Origin of the sequence: Sinomicrobium pectinilyticum (assembly GCF_003725735.1) — a bacterium.
GTDB lineage: Bacteria > Bacteroidota > Bacteroidia > Flavobacteriales > Flavobacteriaceae > Sinomicrobium > Sinomicrobium pectinilyticum.
Genome location: NZ_RJTM01000109.1, coordinates 31,213 through 54,104, shown reverse-complemented (window position 1 = coordinate 54,104; position 22,892 = coordinate 31,213). Strand labels below are relative to the sequence as shown.

Genomic DNA, 22,892 nt, shown 5'->3' with positions numbered 1-22,892 from the left:
TAACTATTTATAATTTTATGACGTGTTTGCCCTGATCCGGCACGTAATGAATAACATTTTTTAAGAATATTAATATGCGTGCAGTAATACAACGTGTAAAAGAAGCAAGCGTTACCATAGAAGACAAAATAAAATCATCGGTAAAAGACGGGCTCCTCATCCTGCTGGGTGTGGAAAATGCGGATACCGCAGAAGATGTTATCTGGTTGTCGCGAAAAATAGCCAACCTTCGCATTTTTAACGATGAAAACGGGGTGATGAACAGGTCTGTTCTGGAAACCGGCGGAGATATCATTGTGGTAAGCCAGTTTACACTTCATGCTTCTACCAGAAAGGGCAACCGTCCTTCCTATATCAAAGCTGCCAGACCTGAGATTTCCATTCCCCTGTACGAGAATTTTATAAAGCAGATGAAAGAAGACACCGGTAAGGACATAGGGACCGGAGAATTTGGTGCTGACATGAAAGTGAGCCTTATCAATGACGGCCCGGTTACCATTATCATAGATACCCGGAACAGGGAATAAATTTTTTCCCTCTTGACCGGAAAATACTGAGCAAGGTTAAGAAAAGCAGATAATTTTTCCGGGTGATGAAGGAGGTTTCTGCTTTTTGCCGGAGAGAACCATGCTTTTACGGAAAAACGTATAAATCTCTCCCCCGATTTTTCTATTTTTAGAAAATATTAACAAAACAGGACACCGGGACAATATGAATATCTCTGCTTTTTTTCTTCTTTGTTTTTTCACTTGTTCACTTACCGTAAAAGCACAGGCCGATAAATACCAGGCCCTGTTACTCGACAAAGGACTTACCGAATATGCAGATGCTGTAGTTCGCCTGGATGAATACCAGGTAGAGATCCGGTCGCAGAAGGATATGGTGATCAGGCAGAAACGGATCGTTACCGTACTCAATAAAAAAGGGAATCGCTATGTACGGGCTTCCGTAGGTTATGACAACGGCAGAAAAGTCAAAAGCCTCGGGGCATTGGTTTTCGATGCTTTTGGTAAAGAAATAGCCAAATTCCGTAAAAAGGACTTCAAAGATGTCAGTGCCGTAATCCGTGGGACGCTCTATTCGGACCATAGGGTCCTTTATCTGGATTATGTGCCCGTCACCTATCCCTATACAATGGAATTTACCTATGAAGTGCAAACGCCTAATACCGGGCTTATCCCTTCCTGGTATTTCCTGGACGGTTATAATGTGAGTACCGAAGAAAGCCGTTATAGCTTGCAGTATGACAAAAACCGGTTCCGTCCCAGGTTTAAAGAAAAACACCTGGAAGAATACGGGATCGAAAGGAAAGAAACACAGCAGGGGATCGAATTTCACGGAAAATCCATAAAGGCGGTAAAAGAGGAAAGCCTGAGTCCTGTTTTCGCGGAACTGGCCCCGAAATTAATGGTTGCCATTGATAAATTTCATCTGAACGGTTATGACGGGGAAGCTGAAAACTGGGAGCAGCTGGGCCGTTGGATGTATGAAGATCTCCTGAAGGGCAGGGACAAAATCCCCGAAACTACGGCAGCAAAAATAAAAGCTCTGGTCGCAGGAGTGGAAGATCCGCTGGAACGGGCTGAGATTGTGTATAAATATGTACAGGACAATACCCGCTATATCAGCGTTCAGGTGGGCATAGGCGGTTTGCAGCCCATTATGGCTGCCGAAGTAGATAAGGTAAAGTACGGCGACTGTAAAGGATTATCCAATTATACTAAAGGGCTTCTGGAAGTTGCCGGGGTGAAATCGTATTACACGCATGTAGAGGCCGGAGATGATAAAATAGGATTTGAACCGGATTTTGCCTCCCTGGCACAGGGAAATCATGCCATCCTGGCCATTCCGGACAATGATAAATTTGTCTGGATCGATTGTACAAGCCAGGTTCACCCTTTTGGTTTTACGGGAGACTTTACCGATGACCGGGAGGTCCTGGTAATGAAGCCCGAAGGAGGTGAAGTCGTGAAGACAGCGGCATATATAAATGAGCAGAATTACCAGCATACCCTTGCCGAATACAGCCTGGATACAGAAGGTATGTTACGCGGAGACCTCAGTATTGTTACCGGGGGCATTCAGTACGACCGGAGGGTATACCTGGACAGGCAAACGGACGAAGACATTATCAAGAGATACAAACAGTACTGGAATACAATAAACAATCTCAAAGTCAATAAGTACGGGTTTAAAAACAATAAGAAGAACGTGGAATTTACCGAGGAGGTACAGGTAGAAGCTTCCGGTTATGCATCCGGAAGCGGAGACAGGCTGCTCTTTGTTATCAATGCATTCAACCGTAATGATTTTGTGCCGGACCGTTACCGGAACAGAAAACTGCCTTTTGAGATCAGCAGGGGGTTTTTGGACGAAGACGAATTTAAGGTGAACCTGCCGGAAGGATATGCGGTAGAAGCCATTCCGGAAAAAGTGTCCCTGCAGAGCCCCTTCGGAGAGTATAGTATGGAAGTAGAACAAACGGGCGATAACGTGCTTATATACAGGAGAAAGTTAATGGTCCGCAAAGGGGTATATCCTAAAGAAGAATACGACGCGTACAGGGATTTCCGGAAGGAAGTGGCACATACGGACCGGTCGAAAGTAGTATTGTTAAAACAGTAACCACCGCACAAACACACAAAACTCACCGATATGAAAAGAATTTTACTCTATCTGATTTTACTGGGGATATTCCCTTTGAACCTTACTTTGGCCCAGAATTATAAGTTTGGGAAAGTATCCGAAGCAGAGCTGGAAGAAAAAGTTTACCCGCAGGATTCATCCGCCAATGCCGCCATATTATATAAAAAAATAAGAGTGTATTACCGTTATGACAGCAATAACGGTTTTGTATTGATTACGGATGTACAGGAACGCATAAAACTCTATAACCAGGAAGGGTTTGACCATGCCACGAAAAAAATCATGTATTACACCCCGGGTGGTGGAAATGAAGAAAAAGTAACTTCGCTGAAAGCCGTTACCTATAACCTGAACAACGGAAAGATAGAAGAAACAAAACTGAAAAAGAGTGACATTTTTGATGAAAAAGAATCCCGCTACTGGAGTAGTACCAAATTCACCATGCCGGATATCCGGCCGGGTTCCGTTGTAGAGTATGATTATACCATAACCTCTCCTTACCTGTCCAATATCGATGAAATAGCCCTGCAATATGAGGTCCCGGTACGGAAAATAGAAGTACAGGTGGAAAGCCCGGAATATTTTGTCTTCAAACCGTTGATGAAAGGATACTATCCCTTTCAGATAGCTTCGGAAACCAAGAGGGGGTCCATTAACTTTACGAATAAAGTACGGTCCGGCGGTGGCGGATTTACCTCGACCCAGACAAAATACGAGAACAATAAAGTGGATTATACCACCAATGTCTCCAAAATAGACCTGGAAAATGTGCCTGCACTCAAAGAAGAGCCCTATGTAAACAATATCAATAATTACAGGTCGGCCATAAAATACGAATTGCAATACGTAAAATTCCCTAATTCCCCCATCGACTATTACTCCACAACCTGGACAGATGTAGCCAAAAGCATTTACGATAACCCCGCCTTCGGAAGTGAAGTGAAGAAGACGGGCTATTTTGAAAATGACATCAATTCGCTTCTTGAAGGAGTTTCCGATCCGTTGCAGAAAACCAGCATTATTTTCCGGTATGTGAAGAACAGGATGAACTGGAACGGCTATTTCGGCTATTATTGCGATGATGGCGTGCGAAAAGCGTACAAGGATAAAACGGGCAATGTGGCGGAAATCAATTTGATGCTTACCGCTATGCTTCGTCATGCCGGGCTGGATGCCAATCCCGTTCTGGTGAGTACCCGGTCGCACGGCATCCCGCTCTTTCCCACCCGCGAAGGGTTTAATTATGTAGTCAGTGCAGTTTCCCTGGACAACGGGACCGTACTGCTCGACGGTACTGCCAAGTTCAGTACCCCCGGTATGCTGCCTCCCAGGGCACATAACTGGATGGGAAGACTGATACAAAAAGACGGCTCCTCCGAAGAGATCGACCTTACCCCGAAAGAGATGTCCAAAGAACTCGTATCCGTAAATTATGATATTACCGAAGATGGCATTGCAGAAGGGAGGATCAGAAAGCAGTTTACCGATCATCACGCATTGTCATTTCGCCAAAAATACTATACTGCAAACGAAGAAGAATATCTCGAGAATCTCGAAAATACGTATAACGGCATGGAAATATCCGGGTACAAACTGGAAAATAAAGACGATATAACCAAACCCATAGTAGAAACTTTTAGCTTTTCCAAAGAAAATGCCTGTGACCGTATAGCAGATAAAGTGTATCTTTCGCCTATGTTATTCTTTGCTACGGAAGAAAATCCGTTTAAGCTGGATAACCGGGAGTACCCCATAGATTTTTCATATCCCTGGGCGGATAAATACATTATCAATATCCGTATCCCTTCCGGGTATAAAACAGAAATACTCCCCGAGCCATCCAGGGTGATGTTACCCGATGATCTCGGTTCCTTTCTGTTTAATATAAACGAGACGGGAGATATCATACAGGTTATGGTACAGACAGAAATGAACTCCGCCATAGTATCGTCGGTATATTACGGAGCCGTCAAAGAATTTTTTAAACAGCTTGTGGAAAAAGAAACAGAAAAAATAGTGTTAACCAAAATATGATCATGGATATAAAGAACGCCCAACAGGAAGTAAATACATGGATAAAAGAGCATGGAGTACGTTATTTTAATGAATTGACCAATATGGCCCAGCTTACCGAAGAAGTGGGAGAAGTGGCCCGCATTATAGCCAGGAGGTACGGAGAGCAGAGCGAGAAAGAAAGCGATAAGGAGAAAGACCTGGGAGAAGAACTCGCCGATGTGGTCTTTGTGGTCCTTTGCCTGGCCAACCAGACCGGTATAGACCTGCAGGCGGCCTTTGACAAAAAGATGGACAAAAAGACCAGACGCGACCACGACCGCCATCACAACAATGAAAAATTAAAATAAATTATAATCCAGGTAAAAACGCACGGCCGTGCGTTTCCGAAAAGATAGTCGAAAAATCTAATGAACATCAAAATTTCCAATCCCCGGACCAGGATCAATGGCGACATACGGATCACCGGGTCCAAAAGCGAATCCAACCGCTTATTACTGTTACAGGCCCTGTATCCGCAGATAAAAATCGAGAACCTTTCCAATTCGGACGACTCCGGTGTCATGCAGAAAGCGCTGGCTTCCGGTGCTGAAGTAGCAGATATACATCATGCCGGTACCGCCATGCGGTTCCTCACCGCTTTTTTTGCAACCCGCGAAGGCCGGGAAGTAACCCTTACCGGGTCTAAGAGAATGACAGAGCGACCGATAAAAATACTCGTAGATGCCCTGAAACAACTCGGTGCGGAAATAACATACGTGGCGGAAGAAGGTTACCCGCCCCTGAAAATAAAGGGAAAGCGGCTGGAAAAAAACAAGGTGTCTTTACAGGCCAATGTGAGCAGCCAGTATATTTCCGCACTTTTACTGATCGCACCTACACTGAAGAACGGACTCGAACTTACCCTGGAAGGAAAAATCACCTCTGTACCTTACATAAAAATGACCCTCGCCCTGCTGGGTGAGATCGGGGTAACATATTCTTTCGAAGGAAACACAATCAGGGTCTTTCCGAAAGAAGAGGTTGCCCCCATTACTCTTACGGTAGAGTCGGACTGGAGTTCGGCATCCTATTTTTACAGTATTGTAGCCATGTGCGAGGAAGGAACGGAAATATCCCTTTCCGCCTACAAGAAAGCCAGTCTCCAGGGCGATAGTGTACTCGCAGAACTCTATAAGAGTTTTGGTGTAGAAACCACCTTTAAGGCAAATACGGTAACCTTGCGGAAAAAGGGGCGCCATACCGCAGGAGATATCCGTTTTGACCTCGCCAATGCCCCCGATATCGCCCAAACCATAGCAGTTACCTGTTTCGGTATGGGACTGGGGTGCCATTTGACAGGGCTGCATACCCTGAAAATCAAAGAAACAGACAGGCTCGAAGCCCTGAAGACCGAGTTGTCCAAACTGGGCGCATCCATAAAAGTAACGGATGCCGAATTGTTCCTTGAACCTTCCGGGGCCATTAACAAAAATGTAGCTATTCCTACATATAACGACCACCGTATGGCTATGGCCTTTGCCCCGCTGGGACTGAAAGTGCCGCTTGTCATTGAAGAGGCTGAAGTGGTGAGTAAATCCTACCCGGACTTCTGGAAAGATCTGGAAAAACTACACTTTCAGGCAGAAACCGTATAAAATTCTGTAAAGGCAGGCTCCCGTCTGCCTTTGCACACATCCTAAAACACCCCGAGTAATGATTACCGATACCGTCAGAAATTCGCTTAACCGGGTTCTTCAGACCGAAATACGCAATACTACCCCGCTTTCCGGGGGAGATATCAATGAAGTATACCTGCTGGATACCGCTTCCGGAAAATTTGTTTTGAAACTCAACAGTGCCTCCCGCTATCCGGGGATGTTCCCTGCCGAGGCGAAAGGACTGGGAACGCTGAGCAGGTCCGGGGCCATGCACACCCCGGCGGTTATAGCACACGGAGAGGAAGGAGATGAAGCCTATCTGATACTCGAACATATGGAAGCCGGGACCCCGGCGCCTGATTTCTGGCATGTGTTCGGGAGACAACTGGCCGCATTGCACGGGAATACCTCAGACAGTTTCGGTTTTGAAAACTCCAATTACATAGGCAGCCTGCCCCAGTATAACGAACGGTGTAAAAACGCCGTGGAGTTCTATATCAGCCAGCGGTTGCAACCCCAGTTCCGTATGGCATACGACCAGGGATACCGTTTTCAGACCGATGCCCTGTATAAAAACATGCAGGAAGTAATTCCGGACGAGCGCCCGGCATTGGTGCACGGAGACCTGTGGAATGGCAATTACCTGGTGTGCAGGGACGGCAATCCCTGCCTGATAGACCCTGCCGTGGCCTACGGTCACCGTGAGACCGATATCGCCATGATGCACCTTTTCGGAGGGTTTCCGCAAACGGTTACGGATGCCTATAACGAGGTTTTTCCGCTCAGTGAAGGATGGGGTGACCGCCTCGATATATGGCAATTGTATTATTTGCTGGTGCATCTCAATCTGTTCGGTTCCGGGTACCAGCTGGGGGTGCGGCGGATCATAGATAAATATTCCTGAAGTTTTCCGGTGTTTTACAGGGGAAGTGCCTGTCTTCCAAATAAATTTGACCATTTCCTTGACAACCCCTGTCCGGGGGTCGTATATTTGCAGCTTCGTAAAAAAATCCAGAACAAACGAATCCCGGGCAAGGCGGGAGGAGAATGCGCCGGCGATACCGGTGTAAAAAAAATCAAGCACATGAAGTTATCTCATTTTAATTTTGATCTTCCGAAAGAATTACTGGCAGAATACCCCTCCGAAAACAGGGACGAAGCCAGGCTGATGGTGGTAAACCGCAAAGACGGCACTATAGAGCACAAGATGTTCAAGGATCTTATCGACTACTTTGATGAAGGCGATGTGATGGTATTGAACAACACCAAGGTGTTCCCGGCCCGTTTGTACGGTAACAAGGAAAAGACCGGGGCCAGGATAGAAGTATTCCTGCTTCGCGAACTCAATGAAGAGCAGCGTTTGTGGGATGTTCTTGTGGACCCCGCAAGGAAGATCCGTATAGGAAATAAACTCTATTTCGGCGATGACGAAAGCCTTGTGGCCGAAGTTATAGATAATACGACATCCCGGGGACGTACACTGCGTTTCCTGTATGACGGTTCATACGAGGATTTCAGGCAGAAACTGAAAGAACTCGGGGAGACCCCGCTTCCGAAATACATCAAAAGAGAAGTAGAGCCCGAGGATGAAGAACGTTACCAGACTATTTATGCCAAGTACGAAGGGGCGGTGGCAGCGCCTACCGCAGGGCTGCATTTTTCCAAGCACCTGTTAAAACGCCTAGAGATCAAAGGAGCCCGGTTTGCCGAAGTTACCCTCCACGTAGGACTCGGAACCTTTAACCCGGTAGAAGTGGAAGACCTTTCCAAGCACAAAATGGACAGTGAGGAATTGCTTATCCCGGAAGAAGCGACCAGAATAGTCAACGAGGCCAAACGGAATAAAAAGAAAGTTTGCGCCATTGGAACAACGGTTATGCGTGCACTGGAAAGTTCCGTGTCTTCCGAAAAACTGCTGAACCCTTACGAAGGGTGGACGAATAAATTTATTTTCCCCCCGTATGATTTCAGTATCGCAGACTGTATGGTAACCAATTTCCACACACCGAAATCCACCTTGCTGATGATGGTTTCTGCCTTTGCAGGTCACGATCTCATCAAGAAGGCCTATGAAGAAGCGGTGAAAGAAAAATATAAATTCTATTCCTACGGGGATGCCATGCTTATACTGTAAGCGTCTTTAGTAGGTACCATATCGGAATCCCGGGTTTCGGAACATATTCAAAATGTACGGAACCCGGGATTTGTGGTTTACAGCCGCCTCCGGTGGCTTCGGTACACTTCGCCGGAAGGGCGAAAGCACTCAGCCACCTCGCCTGCTCAAACCCGCAACCCGCAACCTGTAACCTGCAACCTGTAACCTGTAACCTATAAGTTCACTACCTTTGCACACATATGCAGACAACAAAAAGAGACATACGGGCCCTTAGCAAAGAACAGCTCCGCGATTTTTTTACCAGCCGGGGCGATAAGGCCTTTAGGGGCAACCAGGTCTACGAATGGCTCTGGAACAAGGGCGTACATTCTTTTGAAGGAATGACAAACCTTTCCAAAGACACCAGGCAAATGCTGGAAGACCACTTTGTGATCAATCACATAGAGGTAGACCGTATGCAGCGCAGTAACGACGGGACTATCAAAAATGCCGTACGCCTGCACGACGGCCTCATCGTGGAATCTGTACTGATACCTACGGATACCCGTACTACCGCCTGTGTGTCCAGCCAGGTAGGGTGTAGCCTGGACTGCAAGTTCTGTGCTACGGCACGCCTGAAACGCATGCGTAACCTGAATCCTGATGAGATTTATGACCAGGTGGTGGCCATAGATAACGAAAGCCGTTTGTATTACGGCAGGCCATTGAGCAATATCGTTTTTATGGGGATGGGCGAACCGCTCATGAATTACAATAACGTATTAAAAGCCATTGAAAAGATCACTTCTCCCGAAGGTCTTGGCATGTCCCCGAGACGAATTATCGTTTCCACCTCCGGGGTGCCGAAAATGATCAGGAAACTGGCGGACGATGAGGTGAAATTCAAACTTGCCGTTTCCCTGCACTCGGCCTTAGATGAGGTGCGTACCTCCATCATGCCTTTTAACGAACACTTTCCCTTACAGGAACTCCGGGAAGCCCTGGAATACTGGTATCAGAAAACCAGAAGCAGGATCACCTACGAATACGTGGTATGGAAAGACATTAACGACAAGAGAAAAGATGCCGAAGCACTGGCGCGCTTTTGCCGTTTCGCACCCTCCAAGGTAAATATTATAGAATATAACCCCATTGGTGACGAACATTTCGCCCAGGCAGATCCTGCGGCGCTGGAGCTTTACCGCGAAGTGCTGGAAGAGAACGGTATAACCGTTACCATTCGTCGTTCACGCGGAAAAGATATAGATGCTGCCTGCGGGCAACTGGCCAACAAATCCTGAACGGAATACCCCCGGGTTACATATCCGGATATTTGCGGGCATCCAGGATACACTTCCCCAGGTTAGCGATAAATTCTTTCGTGTACTCTGCAGTAGGATCCAGGTCCGGATCGAGGATAGTAATTTCAATACCGACTGCTTTTTCGCTGGCCAGTAGTTTCTCCAGGATGTGGTTCAGTTCCGCATAAGTGAGGCCGTCCTTGGCCCGGCTGTCTACGGCCGGCATAATAATATCGTCCAGCACATCCGCATCTACATGAATAAAAAAACCGTCAAGATTGTTGTCCTCTACCATTTGTAGGAATTCGTTCGTACACCGTTCCGTTCCCTTGTCCTGTAAATCCTCCAGGTCAAAATAATGTATGTCGGACTCCAGGATTGGGGCTACATAGTCCACCTCGTATTCCCGGTTTCCTACGGACCAGACATTCTCTTCCTTAAAATAAGGCTTCAGTCCGTTTATATCCGTCAGTTTCGGGTGCCCGTGGCCGGTAACCACGGCAAGGTCCATACCGGCAAGCCCGCCGGTCTGAGACAGTTCGGGCAGCATAAAGTCCGTATGCCCGTCCAGGTAAAACAAACCGTAATTCCCTTTTTTCTTCAGTGCCATGGCGCTCCCCATTATAATACTGCAATCCCCGCCCAGGATAACGGGAAAAGGGCCTTCGTCAAAAACCTTATCCAGTAGTTCCGCCTGTTGTTTGGCATAGCCGATAATAGCTTCGCTGTTTCTCACCCCCGCGTCCTCGTCCATTTTCATGGAATACTGCGGAGGTTCCAGTGTATAGATATGCTGAGGTTTTAATAAATCGTAAAAACCGTTTTCCCGAAGCCAGTCCGGTAAGTTCCGTACCCCGGGTTCCACTCCCGGTTCAGGTTCTTTCAATCCCAAATTCGATGGAAATTCTATAATATTGATATTGTGATTCATGGTGAGATAAATATGTTGAATATCGATAAATATACAGAATATATAGAGAACATCCATAGGAAAGCTGTACATATCCCCGTATCCGCTTCCCGGAATTTTGCTATTCCGATGTATGTCAGTTTTTTATCATTTTCGGAAAAACCTGTACTAAAAATAATACACTTTTTGTGGATTTGGAACAAAATATAAGTATCTTTACTTTATAAAACACAAAAACCATTAGTGATGAAAAAGATTGTTTTAGTAATTATGGCCGTTATCGGCGTATCGCTTTACGGTAATGCACAATCCGTTCATTTCGGTGCTAAAGGCGGGGTTAACTTTGCCAATTTAAACGGGGATGATGCCGATGGCTTTGATGGGCGGACTGGTTTCCATATCGGTTTATTAGCAGAATTGGGGCTGACCGATAAATTTTCAATTCAGCCGGAAGTATTGTATTCTGCTCAGGGAGCAAAATTGTCGGATGCCGATCTTAATCTGGATTATGTGAATGTCCCTGTATTAGCAAAATATTATCTTACGGACGGCTTTAGTGTACAAGCGGGACCTCAGTTCGGAATCAATGTAAAGGATGATTTCGAAGGCCTTGAAACGGATGTAAAAAGCTTTGAAATGAGCGGGGCCGTTGGAGTTGAATATAAGATAGGAAGTTTTTTTGCACAAGGAAGGTATAATTTTGGACTTAGCGATGTTTCCGATGAAAATGTAAAAAACTCCGTATTCCAATTGTCGGTAGGATATCTTTTCTTCTAGGGAAGAAACCGAAAAAAGCAGCATAAACGGAAAGCGAAAGTTACACGACTTTCGCTTTTTTTATATCCCGACATTAAAATATCCTTTATATTAGCCCCGTTAATTTTAAAATTCATCAATATGAAAAAATTATTACTCATTGCCGTAATAGCCCTTGGTTTTGTATTCAATGCTGCCGCACAGGATGTTACCTTTGGGGTAAAGGCCGGATTGAACTTCTCGAATATTAAAACAAATATTGATAATTGGGGAAGCAGTTCGCCTGATGGGAGAACTGGGTTTTATATCGGTGGACTTGCGGATTTCGGGATTTCCGAAAAATTTCATATTCAGCCCGAAGCCCTTTTTTCCAGCGAAGGAATTAAGGACGGAGATATTTCTTATATAAACATTCCGGTACTGGCCAAATTCTATGTGGTGGAAGGCTTTAATATACAGGCTGGTCCACAATTAGGAATATTAGTAGATGCGGATGGTGGAACGGAAGGTCTTAAGACAACAAATTTCAGTTTGAGTTTCGGGGCAGGATATGAACTGCCAAGCGGTTTCTTTTTTGACGCCAGATATAATCTGGGGTTAACTGATATATCAGAGATTGATGATTTTTATCTTGGAGATGTAGTTTTCTCGGGTGTAGATATAAAAACAAGAAACTTCCAGGTAGGTTTTGGTTACAGGTTTTAGATAACAACCTTTTTACAAAAAGTAATAACGGGGATCTGAAAGGATTCCCGTTTTTTATTTCCCGGCGGCCACTCTTAAGCAGTCTGCAAATCCTCAATTGTCATAAACCTGACACCTTTACTGTTTGTTAACTAAATGTTAAAAAACAGGTTAAAACCTGCCTTTTTTTCAGGTTTATGCATATATGGCGGTCTTTTTCCACCTGCATTTAAGTCTACAGAAAATTCTTTAAAAATGTTAAAAAAATAAACAAACACAAATAATTGTCTTGTTTTTAGTAACTTATGTGTTTTTGATTTTCCCGTTTTAGAGTGGTTTTCTTTTTTTTGGCAAAATTCAGCACGTTCCTTGCGGGTATAAAAGCAAATATAAATAATAACTATAAAACTTTATCAAATGAAAGTTCTAGTAATTGGCGCCGGAAACATGGGGCTAACGTATGCCCAGGGGATGGCCCAATCAGACTTATTAAAGAAAAAGGACCTATTGATTTTAGACAGTGCACGGGAGAAAACCGATGCACTGCGGAAAAACGACGAGTTTGACGTTTATGAGAAAATTGAGGATTGTCTGCCACAGGCAGACATTGTGTTCATCGCCGTAAAACCCTATAACAGCGATGCACTTTTTGAAGCGATCAGGGAGCACAAAAAGCCGGGGCAGATCTTTATCTCCATTATGGCCGGTGTTACCATTAAAACCATGCAGGAGGCCATGGGTATTAAAAAAGTGGTACGTGCCATGCCTAACCTTGCAGCGAAAGTGGGGCACGGATTTACTTCTTTTACCGCATCAAAACAGGTCTCCAGGCTGGAGTTGCTCACGGTAGAACGTCTTATTGACACTACGGGGAGGTCTATACTTCTGGCCAACGAAATGGAAATAGACAAATCTACAGGGATTTCCGGATCGGGTCCCGCTTACATATTCTATTTCATGCAGTCTATGATGGAGGCTGCCGTAAAAATGGGATTTTCCCAGAAAGATGCCCGTCTTATGGTGGCACAGACTTTCCAGGGAGCTGTGGAACTGTTTAACAGCTCCGACCTCGACCCCACGGCGTGGATGGACAGAGTGGCTTCCAAGGGAGGGACTACCCGTGCAGCCCTGGATTCTATGGAAGAAAACAATGTAAAAGAGCTTATTAAGGACGCGGCACACGCTGCTTTCGAGAGAGCAGTGCAGCTGGGTAAAGAAAACAATAAGGAATATGTATAAGAAAAGGATAGTAGTCAAGGTAGGTACCAATGTAATGATTAACAAAGACAATCGCATTGTACAGCCTATTTTAAAGAAACTGGTAGATCAGGTTGCCGAACTGTACGAACAGGATATTATGACCGTACTGGTCAGTTCCGGTTCGGCCAATGCAGGACGGGAGATACTGGGAGACAGTGAAATTAAGAACAAATCTATTCGGAGACAGGTATATTCCGCTATTGGGCAACCGAGGATGATGCGCTATTACTATAGCCTCTTCCACGATTACGGTATGCGTTGTGCACAGGTGCTGGCCACCAAGAGGGATTTTAATCCCGGAGAGCACCGAAAGAACATGATCAATTGTTACGAAGGACTGATGTCAGAAGGTGTTATACCGATTGCCAATGAGGACGATGCCGTTTCCGTAACACATTCCATGTTCTCAGATAACGATGAACTGGCGAGTCTCATCGCCGAACTTATCCATGCGGATATGCTTATCATTCTTACGGATATAGACGGTTTTTATACCGGTCACCCCGATAAGGATGATTCCGAACTGATCCCCGAAGTCAGGGTAGGTCAGCGAGTGGAGCAGTATATCGAGGAAACGGACAAGGGGGAAACCTCCGGTCGTGGCGGTATGGCGTCTAAACTGAAGATCGCCAAGAATACGGCGGCCAAAAATATTCCTACCTATATTGCCAATGGTAAAAGAAACCGCGTGATAATGGATATAGTAGAAGGAAAAGACGTAGGGACCCGCATCGTGGAATAAAGAACAGTCGGAAGTCCGGAGCCCGAAGTCGGAAGTATTATGTATGCATTAACTCCGCTTCTGACTTCGTACTCCGAGCTTCGGACCCCAAAAAACAAACACAATGAAACTATTAGCAAAAGACATAAAAAACAACGTACTGAAATCCATGGAGCGGATCCTGGATGAAGAACGTGAAGCCATAATAGCGGCGAATAAAAAGGACCTGGATTCCTTTGACAGTTCGGACCGTGCCATGTATGACAGGCTGGTGGTCAACAAGGCCAAAATAGACGGTATGATCCAGGCGGTAAAAGAGGTCAGGGAACAGGACGACCCCGTAGGAAAGCTGAAATCCTCGCGGGAACTGGACAACGGCTTGAAAATACTGAACAAAACAGCGCCGTTCGGTACCATAATGATTATTTATGAATCCCGTCCCGATGTGACCATAGAAGCAGCCGTTCTGGCTTTTAAAGCCAATAATAAGATTTTACTCAAAGGTGGAAAGGAAGCCTGGAACAGTAATAAAAAGCTGGAGGAATGCTGGCACCGCGCATTGAAGGAAAACGGGCTGCAGCCCGCAGCGTGGATTCAGTTGCTGAACATGAACCGCCAGGAAACCCAGGACTTCCTCAAAAATCCGCCCGAAAAGCTGGACCTGATCGTACCCCGCGGGGGAGAAAGGCTTATTAAGTTCGTCAAAGACCATGCGCAATGTGCCGTACTGGTAAGCGGACGGGGAAATAATTTCCTATATATAAACAAAGATGCGGACTGGGATAAAACCCTGCGTGTTATTGTCAATGCCAAGACCCATAAAATATCGGCCTGTAATGCATTGGACAAGATACTGATAGATAAAAATATTCCCGGGTATGAGGATAAGGTAAAAGAACTGGCCGGCGAATTGCACCGGAATTCGGTAGAACTTCTTGCGGATACCGATATAAAGAAGATCCTTCCGGATGCTTCGCCCGTAGAAGAAGAGTCCGTCTGGTATGAAGAGTTCCTGGCCCTTAAAGCGGTAATAGGAGCCGTGGATAATGTAGAAGAAGCCATAGACAGGATCAACAAGTATTCCGGCGGACATTCCGCTTGTGTGCTTACGGAAGATGACGACGTTGCCCTTGCCTTTATGGAACAGGTAGATAGTGCGGCGGTATACCAGAATGCCTCTACCCGTTTTACCGACGGCGGACAGATGGGCGTAGGAGCCGAACTGGCGATAAGTACGGACAAACTACATCACAGGGGACCATTGGGATTAGAACAATTGGTTACAAATAAATATTACGTATACGGCGATGGCCAGGTCCGTATATAGGTGATGTTTTATAGTTGGTGACAGCCCCGGAAGTTTTACAAAAAGCTCCGGGGTTGTTGTTTTAATGGTCCGTATTTTTTTATACTCCCGAAAATGGATATTTTTACGGGGTTCTCATCCAAAGAAATAAAAGACATGAAACTCATTATCATCAACGGGCCTAACCTTAACCTTCTCGGAAAGCGGGAACCCGAAATATACGGCTCCGAAACCTTTGAAGATTTTCTGGGAAAACTTCGCGGCGAATTTCCGGATATTCAACTGGATTATTATCAGTCCAATATAGAAGGGGAGATCATTGATAAACTCCATGAAACAGGGTTTAGTTATGACGGTATTATTCTCAATGCAGGAGCCTATACCCATACTTCCATTGGTATAGGAGATGCCATAAAGGGGATATCCGTCCCTGTCGTGGAAGTACATATATCCAACACCTTCGGCCGGGAATCCTTCCGGCACCAGTCCTATATTTCCCCGAATGCTAAAGGGGTGATACTCGGTTTCGGACTGGAGAGTTATATTCTTGCTATACGCAGTTTTGTCTTGTAACGAAGAGGTAGTTACGAATGATATAAAATAAGAAGCGCCCTTCTTCTGGCGAGGAAAGGCGCTTTTTTCCTATTCGGAAGGTATGATCCAGTAGCCATAGTCATAAGAAGCATATGGCAAACGATATTTTTCTAAAGGCAGGCTGTACCAGCTGTCAATACCGGCCACACCCGATTGCATACCGTCTACATTGACGAATGTCTTTTTCTGCGGAACGAGCTCACCGGAGTGCATCTGCGCTTTCTCCATACCACCGTCCAGGTCTTCCGTACTGTAGTGTAAAGCGGAGAAATACACCGGTGTATCTCCTGCGATGCGTAAAGAAACACCTTGGTTGTTACGGAGTGTAGCATAGCGGACATCTGTTTTGTTCCCGCTGTCCTGCGGACGGACGTACGGGTGGTATTGCCCGGAAACCGTACCTTCATAAAGCCCGATCCTCGCAGCTGTTTTCCGGTCGGCATACGATTCGAAAGGTCCTCTTCCGTACCATTCCACTTCCTCGAAACCTTCCGGAAGTATCATGGTGTTCCCGAATTTGAACATCGGGGGATGTTCGCCTTTTTCGGCTTTAAAGCTATTGCTTACGTGTACCTTACCGTCTCCGTATACCGTATAAGTCTGTATAAATTCCGCATCGCCGTTCAGTAACGGTTTGCTGAAGATTATTTCAAAGGCATTTTCCTTTTTCGATCTGGCTGTTTTATACGTGACCTTTTCTCCTGATTTTCCGGCCTCTTTCCATTCCGCATATTTCCGTTGTGTTCCCGCACCGTAATCGTTGTCTACCGGGGCACGCCAGAAGTTGACCTGTCCGGCTTCTTCCAGTACTATGTCACCGTTGTAGGTGTATCCGGAGATAATTCCTCGTGTCGTATCAAAATCTATAGAAAAAGTGTTTCCTTTTACACGAAGTACACCTTTTCTGTCTTCCGGTACAATGTTTCCTTCGGAGGTTCTCTCTACGGTAAGGCTCCCCGGTTGCAGTATAAACTGGTCATAAGCAATTTCAAACCCGGCAGGTATAAAAGGTTCCTTCTCTTTCAGGTTCACCGAAAAATTCAAAAGATATTCTTTTCCGGCGGCAAAATCGTATGTAACCGGAATGGAGACTTCTTTTTCTTCCTGTGGCTGAAGATTAAAATTATCAAGGCTTCCTTTTTCTACAACAAGCCCGTTTTCCAATAATTCCCAGTCTACCCGGTAATTGGAAATATCCCGGAAGAAATACCAGTTTTTAACCGTAAAAGCCTTTTTTAAAGTGTCCTTAACTGCAAATTTTACATTTTGGTGCACCCTTTTTACTTCGTACATATGTGGGTTGGGTGTCCGGTCGGGCATGACCAGCCCGTTGATGAGAAAGTTTCCGTCACTTGGAGTGCCCTCCGGACCGAAATCGCCCCCGTACGCATAGATTTTTTTACCGTTTTTCTCGGTGAGTATACCCTGGTCTACAAAATCCCAGATAAATCCGCCCTGTAGGATATCATATTTTTCAATGGCGTCCCAGTATTCCTTGAAATTTCCCAGGCTGTTTCCCATGGCATGGGCATATTCGCTCATGATCATGGGGCGGTTATATCCTTTTTCGGCAAAGTCTGCCATAGAGGCCGGAGACGGGTATTGCGGTACAATGAGGTCAGTATTCCACTCTTTCTGGGCGCGTTCGTATTGTACCGGACGGGAGGGGTCCCGCTCTTTGATCCAGTTATAAGCATTGTAAAAATTCCATCCGTTACCCGCTTCGTTGCCTAAAGACCAGGTGATGATACAAGGGTGGTTCTTATCCCGCTCCACCATGCGTTGTATACGTTCCATATGAGCTTTGAGCCACTTCGGGTTATTGCCCAGCGTATGTTCCAGGTTGTAATACATACCGTGTGATTCTATATTGGCCTCGTCAACGACATAAATACCATATAAATCACATAATTCGTAGAAATACGGATCGTTCGGATAGTGCGCCATACGCACGGCATTGATATTGTACTGTTTTAGTATCCGGATATCTTTTTCCATGGTTTCCCCGGAGATCACATGTCCGGTGACAGGATCGTGCTCATGGCGGTTTACCCCTTTGATAAGGATGGGTTTCCCGTTCAGGAAATACTGGTTCCCCTTTATTTCGGTAGTCCGGAAACCTACGCGTTGCGATATGACTTCCCGTTCCTGTCCTTTTTCGGAAAGTGTAATTTCCAGGCGATACAGGTTGGGGAATTCGGCAGACCACTGTTTTACCCCGGGAATCGTTTTAGAAAAGGAAATAACACTGTCTGTGGGTTGCCGGGAATCTTCATATATCGTTTTATCGTCATCGAGGAGCCGGACGGATATGGTGTGTCTGTTTTTTTTGAGGGGCAGGTTGGCCAGAGCAACGCTCAGATTAAAAATACCGTCGGTGTATTTGTTGTCCAGCGAGGCCAGTATATCCACATCTTTAATGTGGGTAACGGGTGTGGTATATAAGTAAACGTCTCTTTCAATACCCGAAATTCTCCAGAAATCCTGACATTCCAGGTAGCTGCCGTCACTCCAGCGATAGACTTCCAGGGCCACCTGGTTTTCACCAGGTTTTATATAAGAGGTGATATCAAATTCGGCAGGAAGTTTGGAGCCCTGGCTGTAACCTACTTTCTGTCCGTTTATCCAGATATAAAAGGCGGATTTCACGGCACCCAGGTGAATGTATACTTTTTGATCCTTCCAGTCTGCCGGAAGTGTAAATGTTCGTTTGTAAGAGCCAACCGGATTATACCCGTCCGGAATATCGGGAGGGGAGGGGTTCTTTACTTTAAACTCATAAGGGTGGTTTACATATATGGGGATACCATATCCTTGTAATTCCCAGTTGCCCGGCACCCGGATGTCATCCCAGCCCGAAATATCGTAATCTTCCTTGTAGAAATTTTCGGGACGGTCCGCAACATCACGTACCCAGTTAAATTTCCACGTACCGTTGAGCGATGCGAACCTTTTGGAGTTTTCTTTTTTGCCTTGTCCTGCAAGAGTGCTATTTTCGTAGGCAAAGAAGGAAGCCCGCGGAGGAAGTTTATCTATTTCCGTGACACTGGGATTTTCCCATACCGGATCTGAAGTTTGTGCTATGGCGGTGACCGAGAGTAAAAAAAGAATAAAGGTAAAAACAGGTGTTTTCATGGAGATTATAGTTGTGTTCGAGCACAAATATATGAAAACGACCGGATTGTAAAGGCATTTTTTGATGACAAATCCTGTGAAAAAAACATATTTTAACTGGAGTAGCGGTAAGGATTCCGCATTGGCACTGTATAAGATACGGGAAGCGGGGATATACGACGTGCAAAGCCTGGTGACTACAGTGAACAAGGACTTCGGCAGGGTGTCCATGCACGGGCTTTCGGAGGAGTTACTGGACCTTCAGGCTGCCAGTATTGGGGTACCGCTACACAAGATCTACTTTCCCGCCGCGGTGGATATGGAAAGCTATAACCTGACGATGAAAGAAGAAACCGGGAAGTTGAGGGAAAGAGGATATCTTTATGCCGGTTTCGGAGATATTTTTCTTGAGGACCTGAGACAGTACCGGGAAACAAAGCTGGCTGAAACCGGGCTAAAAGCAATTTTTCCCTTATGGAAAAAAGATACGCATACACTTCTTGAAGAATTTATTGATCTGGGTTTTAAGGCGGTAACGGTATGTGTAAATGCCAGGTTGCTGGGAAAAGAGTTTTGCGGCAGGGAGATCGACCGCGATTTTATGCGTGATTTACCCGATGGGGTGGATGTTTGCGGGGAGAACGGGGAGTTTCATACTTTTGTGTATGATGGCCCTGTGTTCCGGTATCCCGTAAAGTTCCGGACCGGGGAAAAAGTATTGAAAACATACGGACCGGAAAGTAGTGGTACACCTGCCTGGGACAACGCGTTCTGGTATTGTGACCTGCAGGCAAAATAAGTTGTGTTCTCCAGCTCAGGAACCTGAAACCTGAAACTTGAAACCCTTAAACGCTGCAATTATAATTTTTCTAATGCGTTTGCCCTGTCCGTAAATCAAAGATCACAATACGTTAAACCTTTTCTAAATTGTTATGTCGCTTCTGCAATATGCCGTATCTTTAAGAAGATCAAGAAAGGAGAAAATGCGAGTTTTAATTACCGGGGCGACGGGCCTGATAGGCAGTGAGATCGTTCGTTTATGTGAACGGAGAGGGATTGAGGTATATTATCTCACCACGAACCGTTCGAAAATAAAAAAGACGGATACCTACCGGGGTTATTACTGGAATCCGGATAAGGGAGAAATAGACAGGGAATGCCTGGATGGTGTGGATATTATTATTAACCTGGCGGGCGAAACCATAGCACAACGATGGACCCCGGTAAGAAAAAAACGTATCCTGGAAAGCCGGAGATTATCCCTGCAATTACTGCACCGGACACTGGCATGTGAAGACGGACACCAGGTGAAAATGCTGCTTTCGGCTTCGGCGATCGGTTATTACCCGGATTCTGAAGTTCATTATTATGATGAAGATGAACCGGAAGCAGATGATTCTTTTCCCGGAAAAGTAATCACGGAATGGGAGGCCGCTGCCGATTCTGTAGAGCGTTTGGGAATAAAGGTGGCCAAAATACGTATAGGGCTGGTGCTCTCCGCGAAAGGCGGGGCGTTGCCGCAAATGGCCAGGCCGGTAAAATATTTTGTCGGTGCCCCTCTTGGCGACGGTCAGCAATGGCAGTCATGGATACATATCGAGGACCTGGCAGAGATATTCCTCTTTATAGCGGAAAAAGGTATGCCGGGTATTTTTAATGGTGTTGCACCCAATCCGGTGACTAATGAAAAACTGACCAAAGAAATCGCGCAAGTACTTCATAAACCACTTTTCTTACCCAATATCCCCAGGTTTGCGATGCGGTTCCTGTTGGGGGAAATGTCCTATCTGCTCTTTAGCAGCCAGCGGGTAAGCTCACGAAAAATAACGGATATGGGATTTTTATTTAAGTATTCCAGTATAAAACCCGCATTAGAAGATTTGTTAGGGAAATCCGGGCAGGAGTAATACCTGGAGAGATAACTACCAACTAAAAAACGCCACAACTATACAACCTGCAATAAAAAACGGGAAGCGGCCATGTCGCTTCCCGTTTTTATCAATAGGTATATTGTTATCCCGTTATGCTATTTTATAACGTTTTCTGTCGTTCTCAGTGAGGTATATTTTTCGTAACCGGAGACTTTTCGGCGTTACTTCCACATACTCGTCTTTCTGAATGTATTCCAGTGCTTCTTCCAGCGAGAATTTTATGGCAGGAACAATCCTGGCCTTGTCATCCGCTCCGGAAGAACGGACATTAGAGAGCTTTTTTGTCTTGGTCACATTGACCGTCATATCGTCCCCTCTGGAATTTTCGCCGATAACCTGCCCTTCGTAAATATCCTCGTTCGGATCAACGAAAAACTTGCCCCGGTCCTGTAACTTATCTATGGAATAAGGGATGGCTTTTCCGTTTTCCATGGATATGAGCGAACCGTTGTTCCTTCCGGGGATTTCTCCTTTGTAAGGCTGGTACTCGATAAAACGATGAGACATGATGGCCTCTCCGGCAGTAGCGGTAAGCAACTGGTTACGGAGTCCTATGATACCCCTTGACGGAATGTGGAATACACATATCATGCGCTCTCCCCGCGGCTCCATGCTGAGCATTTCTCCTTTTCGGAGACTGACGAATTCCACGGCCTTTCCGGAAAGGTTTTCCGGCAGGTCGATGGTAAGTTCTTCCACGGGCTCACATTTTACACCGTCTATTTCCTTGATGATCACCTGCGGCTGCCCGATCTGGAGTTCATAACCTTCGCGTCTCATGGTTTCGATCAATACGGAAAGGTGCAGTACCCCACGGCCAAAAACCATGAATTTATCCGCACTGTCCGTTTCATGTACCCTGAGGGCGAGGTTTTTTTCCAATTCCTTGTTCAGGCGGTCCTTAATGTGACGGGAAGTCACATATTTACCCTCCTTGCCGAAAAACGGGGAATCGTTGATTGTAAAGAGCATACTCATAGTAGGCTCGTCTATGGCTATGGAAGCCAGTGCCTCCGGGTTTTCCGCATCGGCAACGGTATCGCCGATCTCAAAACTTTCCAGGCCAACGATGGCACAGATGTCCCCCGCATGTACTTCCGGTACTTTTTTCCGGCCCAGTCCTTCGAAGGTGTGCAGTTCCTTGATCCTGGATTTCAGGACACTTCCATCCCTTTTGACCAGGGCTATCGGCATGTTTTCCGTAAGCGTACCCCTTTGCAGCCTTCCTATGGCGATACGCCCGGTAAAGCTGGAGAAATCGAGAGAGGTAATGAGCATCTGCGGTGTTCCTTCCGAAACCTTAGGCTCGGGGACATGCGCTATGACCATATCCAGGAGAGGCTCGATATTTTCCGTAACGTTCTGCCAGTCTTCGGACATCCAGTTATTCTTGGCCGAACCATATACGGTAGGGAAATCGAGCTGCCATTCTTCCGCACCCAGTTCGAACATCAGGTCGAATACTTTTTCGTGTACCTCTTCCGGTGTACAGTTTTCCTTATCCACCTTGTTGATAACCACACAAGGTTTCAGCTTCAGGTCGATAGCTTTCTGCAATACGAACCGTGTTTGCGGCATAGGTCCTTCAAAAGCATCTACCAGCAGCAGAACCCCGTCCGCCATGTTCAGCACCCGTTCTACCTCACCACCGAAATCGGCGTGCCCGGGCGTGTCGATGATGTTGATCTTGGTACCTTTGTAAATTACCGAAACGTTTTTGGAGGTAATGGTAATTCCCCTTTCCCGTTCCAGGTCGTTATTGTCCAGGATCAGATCGCCCGTATTCTCGTTCTCACGGAATAGCTGACAGTGGTACATTATTTTGTCTACCAGCGTGGTTTTACCGTGGTCTACGTGAGCTATGATCGCTATATTTCTGATGTCCGCCATAAATTTTGACTTGATTTTTAACACTATGTTG

General features: G+C 45.8%; 19 protein-coding genes. 16 read left to right on the top strand and 3 right to left on the bottom strand.

All coding sequences use genetic code 11. The features are described from left to right. Positions 1-74: 74 nt before the first annotated feature. The 8 genes from dtd to rlmN all read left to right on the top strand — a co-directional run bounded on the left by dtd (position 75) and on the right by rlmN (position 9,695). Complete coding sequence (dtd, locus tag ED312_RS16545; RefSeq protein WP_123217128.1) at positions 75-527, top strand: D-aminoacyl-tRNA deacylase; 453 nt, start codon at positions 75-77, stop codon at positions 525-527. Between the two features lie 184 nt (positions 528-711). After that, positions 712-2,625, top strand: coding sequence for a DUF3857 domain-containing protein (locus ED312_RS16540; RefSeq protein WP_123217127.1), 1,914 nt, complete (start codon positions 712-714; stop codon positions 2,623-2,625). Between the two features lie 30 nt (positions 2,626-2,655). Beyond that, on the top strand, positions 2,656-4,680 hold the full coding sequence (locus ED312_RS16535; protein WP_123217126.1) for a DUF3857 and transglutaminase domain-containing protein: 2,025 nt from the start codon (positions 2,656-2,658) through the stop codon (positions 4,678-4,680). 2 nt (positions 4,681-4,682) lie between these two features. After that, positions 4,683-5,009, top strand: coding sequence for a nucleotide pyrophosphohydrolase (locus ED312_RS16530; protein ID WP_123217175.1), 327 nt, complete (start codon positions 4,683-4,685; stop codon positions 5,007-5,009). A gap of 60 nt (positions 5,010-5,069) precedes the next feature. Further along, positions 5,070-6,296, top strand: coding sequence for a 3-phosphoshikimate 1-carboxyvinyltransferase (locus ED312_RS16525; protein ID WP_123217125.1), 1,227 nt, complete (start codon positions 5,070-5,072; stop codon positions 6,294-6,296). Between the two features lie 58 nt (positions 6,297-6,354). Continuing rightward, positions 6,355-7,203, top strand: a complete 849-nt coding sequence (locus tag ED312_RS16520; protein WP_123217124.1) for a fructosamine kinase family protein — start codon at positions 6,355-6,357, stop codon at positions 7,201-7,203. Positions 7,204-7,383: 180 nt separating this feature from the next. After that, positions 7,384-8,433 (top strand): tRNA preQ1(34) S-adenosylmethionine ribosyltransferase-isomerase QueA, encoded by a 1,050-nt coding sequence (gene queA, locus ED312_RS16515; RefSeq protein WP_123217174.1) that lies wholly within the window; start codon positions 7,384-7,386, stop codon positions 8,431-8,433. A gap of 221 nt (positions 8,434-8,654) precedes the next feature. Next, positions 8,655-9,695: a 23S rRNA (adenine(2503)-C(2))-methyltransferase RlmN gene (gene rlmN / locus ED312_RS16510; RefSeq protein ID WP_123217123.1), complete on the top strand. Its 1,041-nt coding sequence runs from the start codon at positions 8,655-8,657 to the stop codon at positions 9,693-9,695. A 16-nt stretch (positions 9,696-9,711) separates the two neighbouring features. On the opposite strand, the gene ED312_RS16505 is transcribed toward rlmN, so the two are convergent. Continuing rightward, positions 9,712-10,626, bottom strand: a complete 915-nt coding sequence (locus ED312_RS16505; protein WP_123217173.1) for an arginase family protein — start codon at positions 10,624-10,626, stop codon at positions 9,712-9,714. Positions 10,627-10,851: 225 nt separating this feature from the next. Between ED312_RS16505 and ED312_RS16500 the strand changes: the two genes are divergently transcribed. The 6 genes from ED312_RS16500 to aroQ all read left to right on the top strand — a co-directional run bounded on the left by ED312_RS16500 (position 10,852) and on the right by aroQ (position 15,905). Next, positions 10,852-11,382: a porin family protein gene (locus ED312_RS16500; protein ID WP_123217122.1), complete on the top strand. Its 531-nt coding sequence runs from the start codon at positions 10,852-10,854 to the stop codon at positions 11,380-11,382. Between the two features lie 120 nt (positions 11,383-11,502). Further along, a complete protein-coding gene (locus ED312_RS16495; protein ID WP_123217121.1) occupies positions 11,503-12,066 on the top strand; it encodes a porin family protein in 564 nt (187 codons plus the stop codon). Between the two features lie 396 nt (positions 12,067-12,462). After that, positions 12,463-13,284: a pyrroline-5-carboxylate reductase gene (gene proC, locus ED312_RS16490; RefSeq protein WP_123217120.1), complete on the top strand. Its 822-nt coding sequence runs from the start codon at positions 12,463-12,465 to the stop codon at positions 13,282-13,284. Then, the gene (proB, locus tag ED312_RS16485; protein ID WP_123217119.1) at positions 13,277-14,047 is read left to right on the top strand and encodes a glutamate 5-kinase; all 771 of its coding nucleotides are present in this window, start codon (positions 13,277-13,279) and stop codon (positions 14,045-14,047) included. Before proC ends, proB begins: the two co-directional genes overlap by 8 nt. A 103-nt stretch (positions 14,048-14,150) precedes the next feature. Further along, complete coding sequence (locus ED312_RS16480; protein WP_123217118.1) at positions 14,151-15,353, top strand: glutamate-5-semialdehyde dehydrogenase; 1,203 nt, start codon at positions 14,151-14,153, stop codon at positions 15,351-15,353. 135 nt (positions 15,354-15,488) lie between these two features. After that, positions 15,489-15,905: a type II 3-dehydroquinate dehydratase gene (gene aroQ, locus ED312_RS16475; protein ID WP_123217172.1), complete on the top strand. Its 417-nt coding sequence runs from the start codon at positions 15,489-15,491 to the stop codon at positions 15,903-15,905. A 69-nt stretch (positions 15,906-15,974) separates the two neighbouring features. On the opposite strand, the gene ED312_RS16470 is transcribed toward aroQ, so the two are convergent. Beyond that, positions 15,975-19,061 carry a glycoside hydrolase family 2 TIM barrel-domain containing protein gene (locus ED312_RS16470; protein ID WP_123217117.1) on the bottom strand — a complete coding sequence of 1,029 codons (3,087 nt, stop codon included), beginning with the start codon at positions 19,059-19,061 and terminating at the stop codon, positions 15,975-15,977. Between the two features lie 76 nt (positions 19,062-19,137). Here ED312_RS16470 and ED312_RS16465 point away from each other — a divergent pair, with 76 nt between their 5' ends. Both ED312_RS16465 and ED312_RS16460 read left to right on the top strand, forming a co-directional pair. Further along, positions 19,138-19,839 (top strand): Dph6-related ATP pyrophosphatase, encoded by a 702-nt coding sequence (locus tag ED312_RS16465; protein WP_123217171.1) that lies wholly within the window; start codon positions 19,138-19,140, stop codon positions 19,837-19,839. A gap of 184 nt (positions 19,840-20,023) precedes the next feature. Further along, positions 20,024-20,947, top strand: coding sequence for a TIGR01777 family oxidoreductase (locus ED312_RS16460; protein ID WP_123217170.1), 924 nt, complete (start codon positions 20,024-20,026; stop codon positions 20,945-20,947). Between the two features lie 114 nt (positions 20,948-21,061). Here the strand turns inward: ED312_RS16460 and typA are convergent, their stop codons facing one another. Next, positions 21,062-22,861: a translational GTPase TypA gene (gene typA, locus ED312_RS16455; protein WP_123217116.1), complete on the bottom strand. Its 1,800-nt coding sequence runs from the start codon at positions 22,859-22,861 to the stop codon at positions 21,062-21,064. Positions 22,862-22,892: the final 31 nt, after the last annotated feature.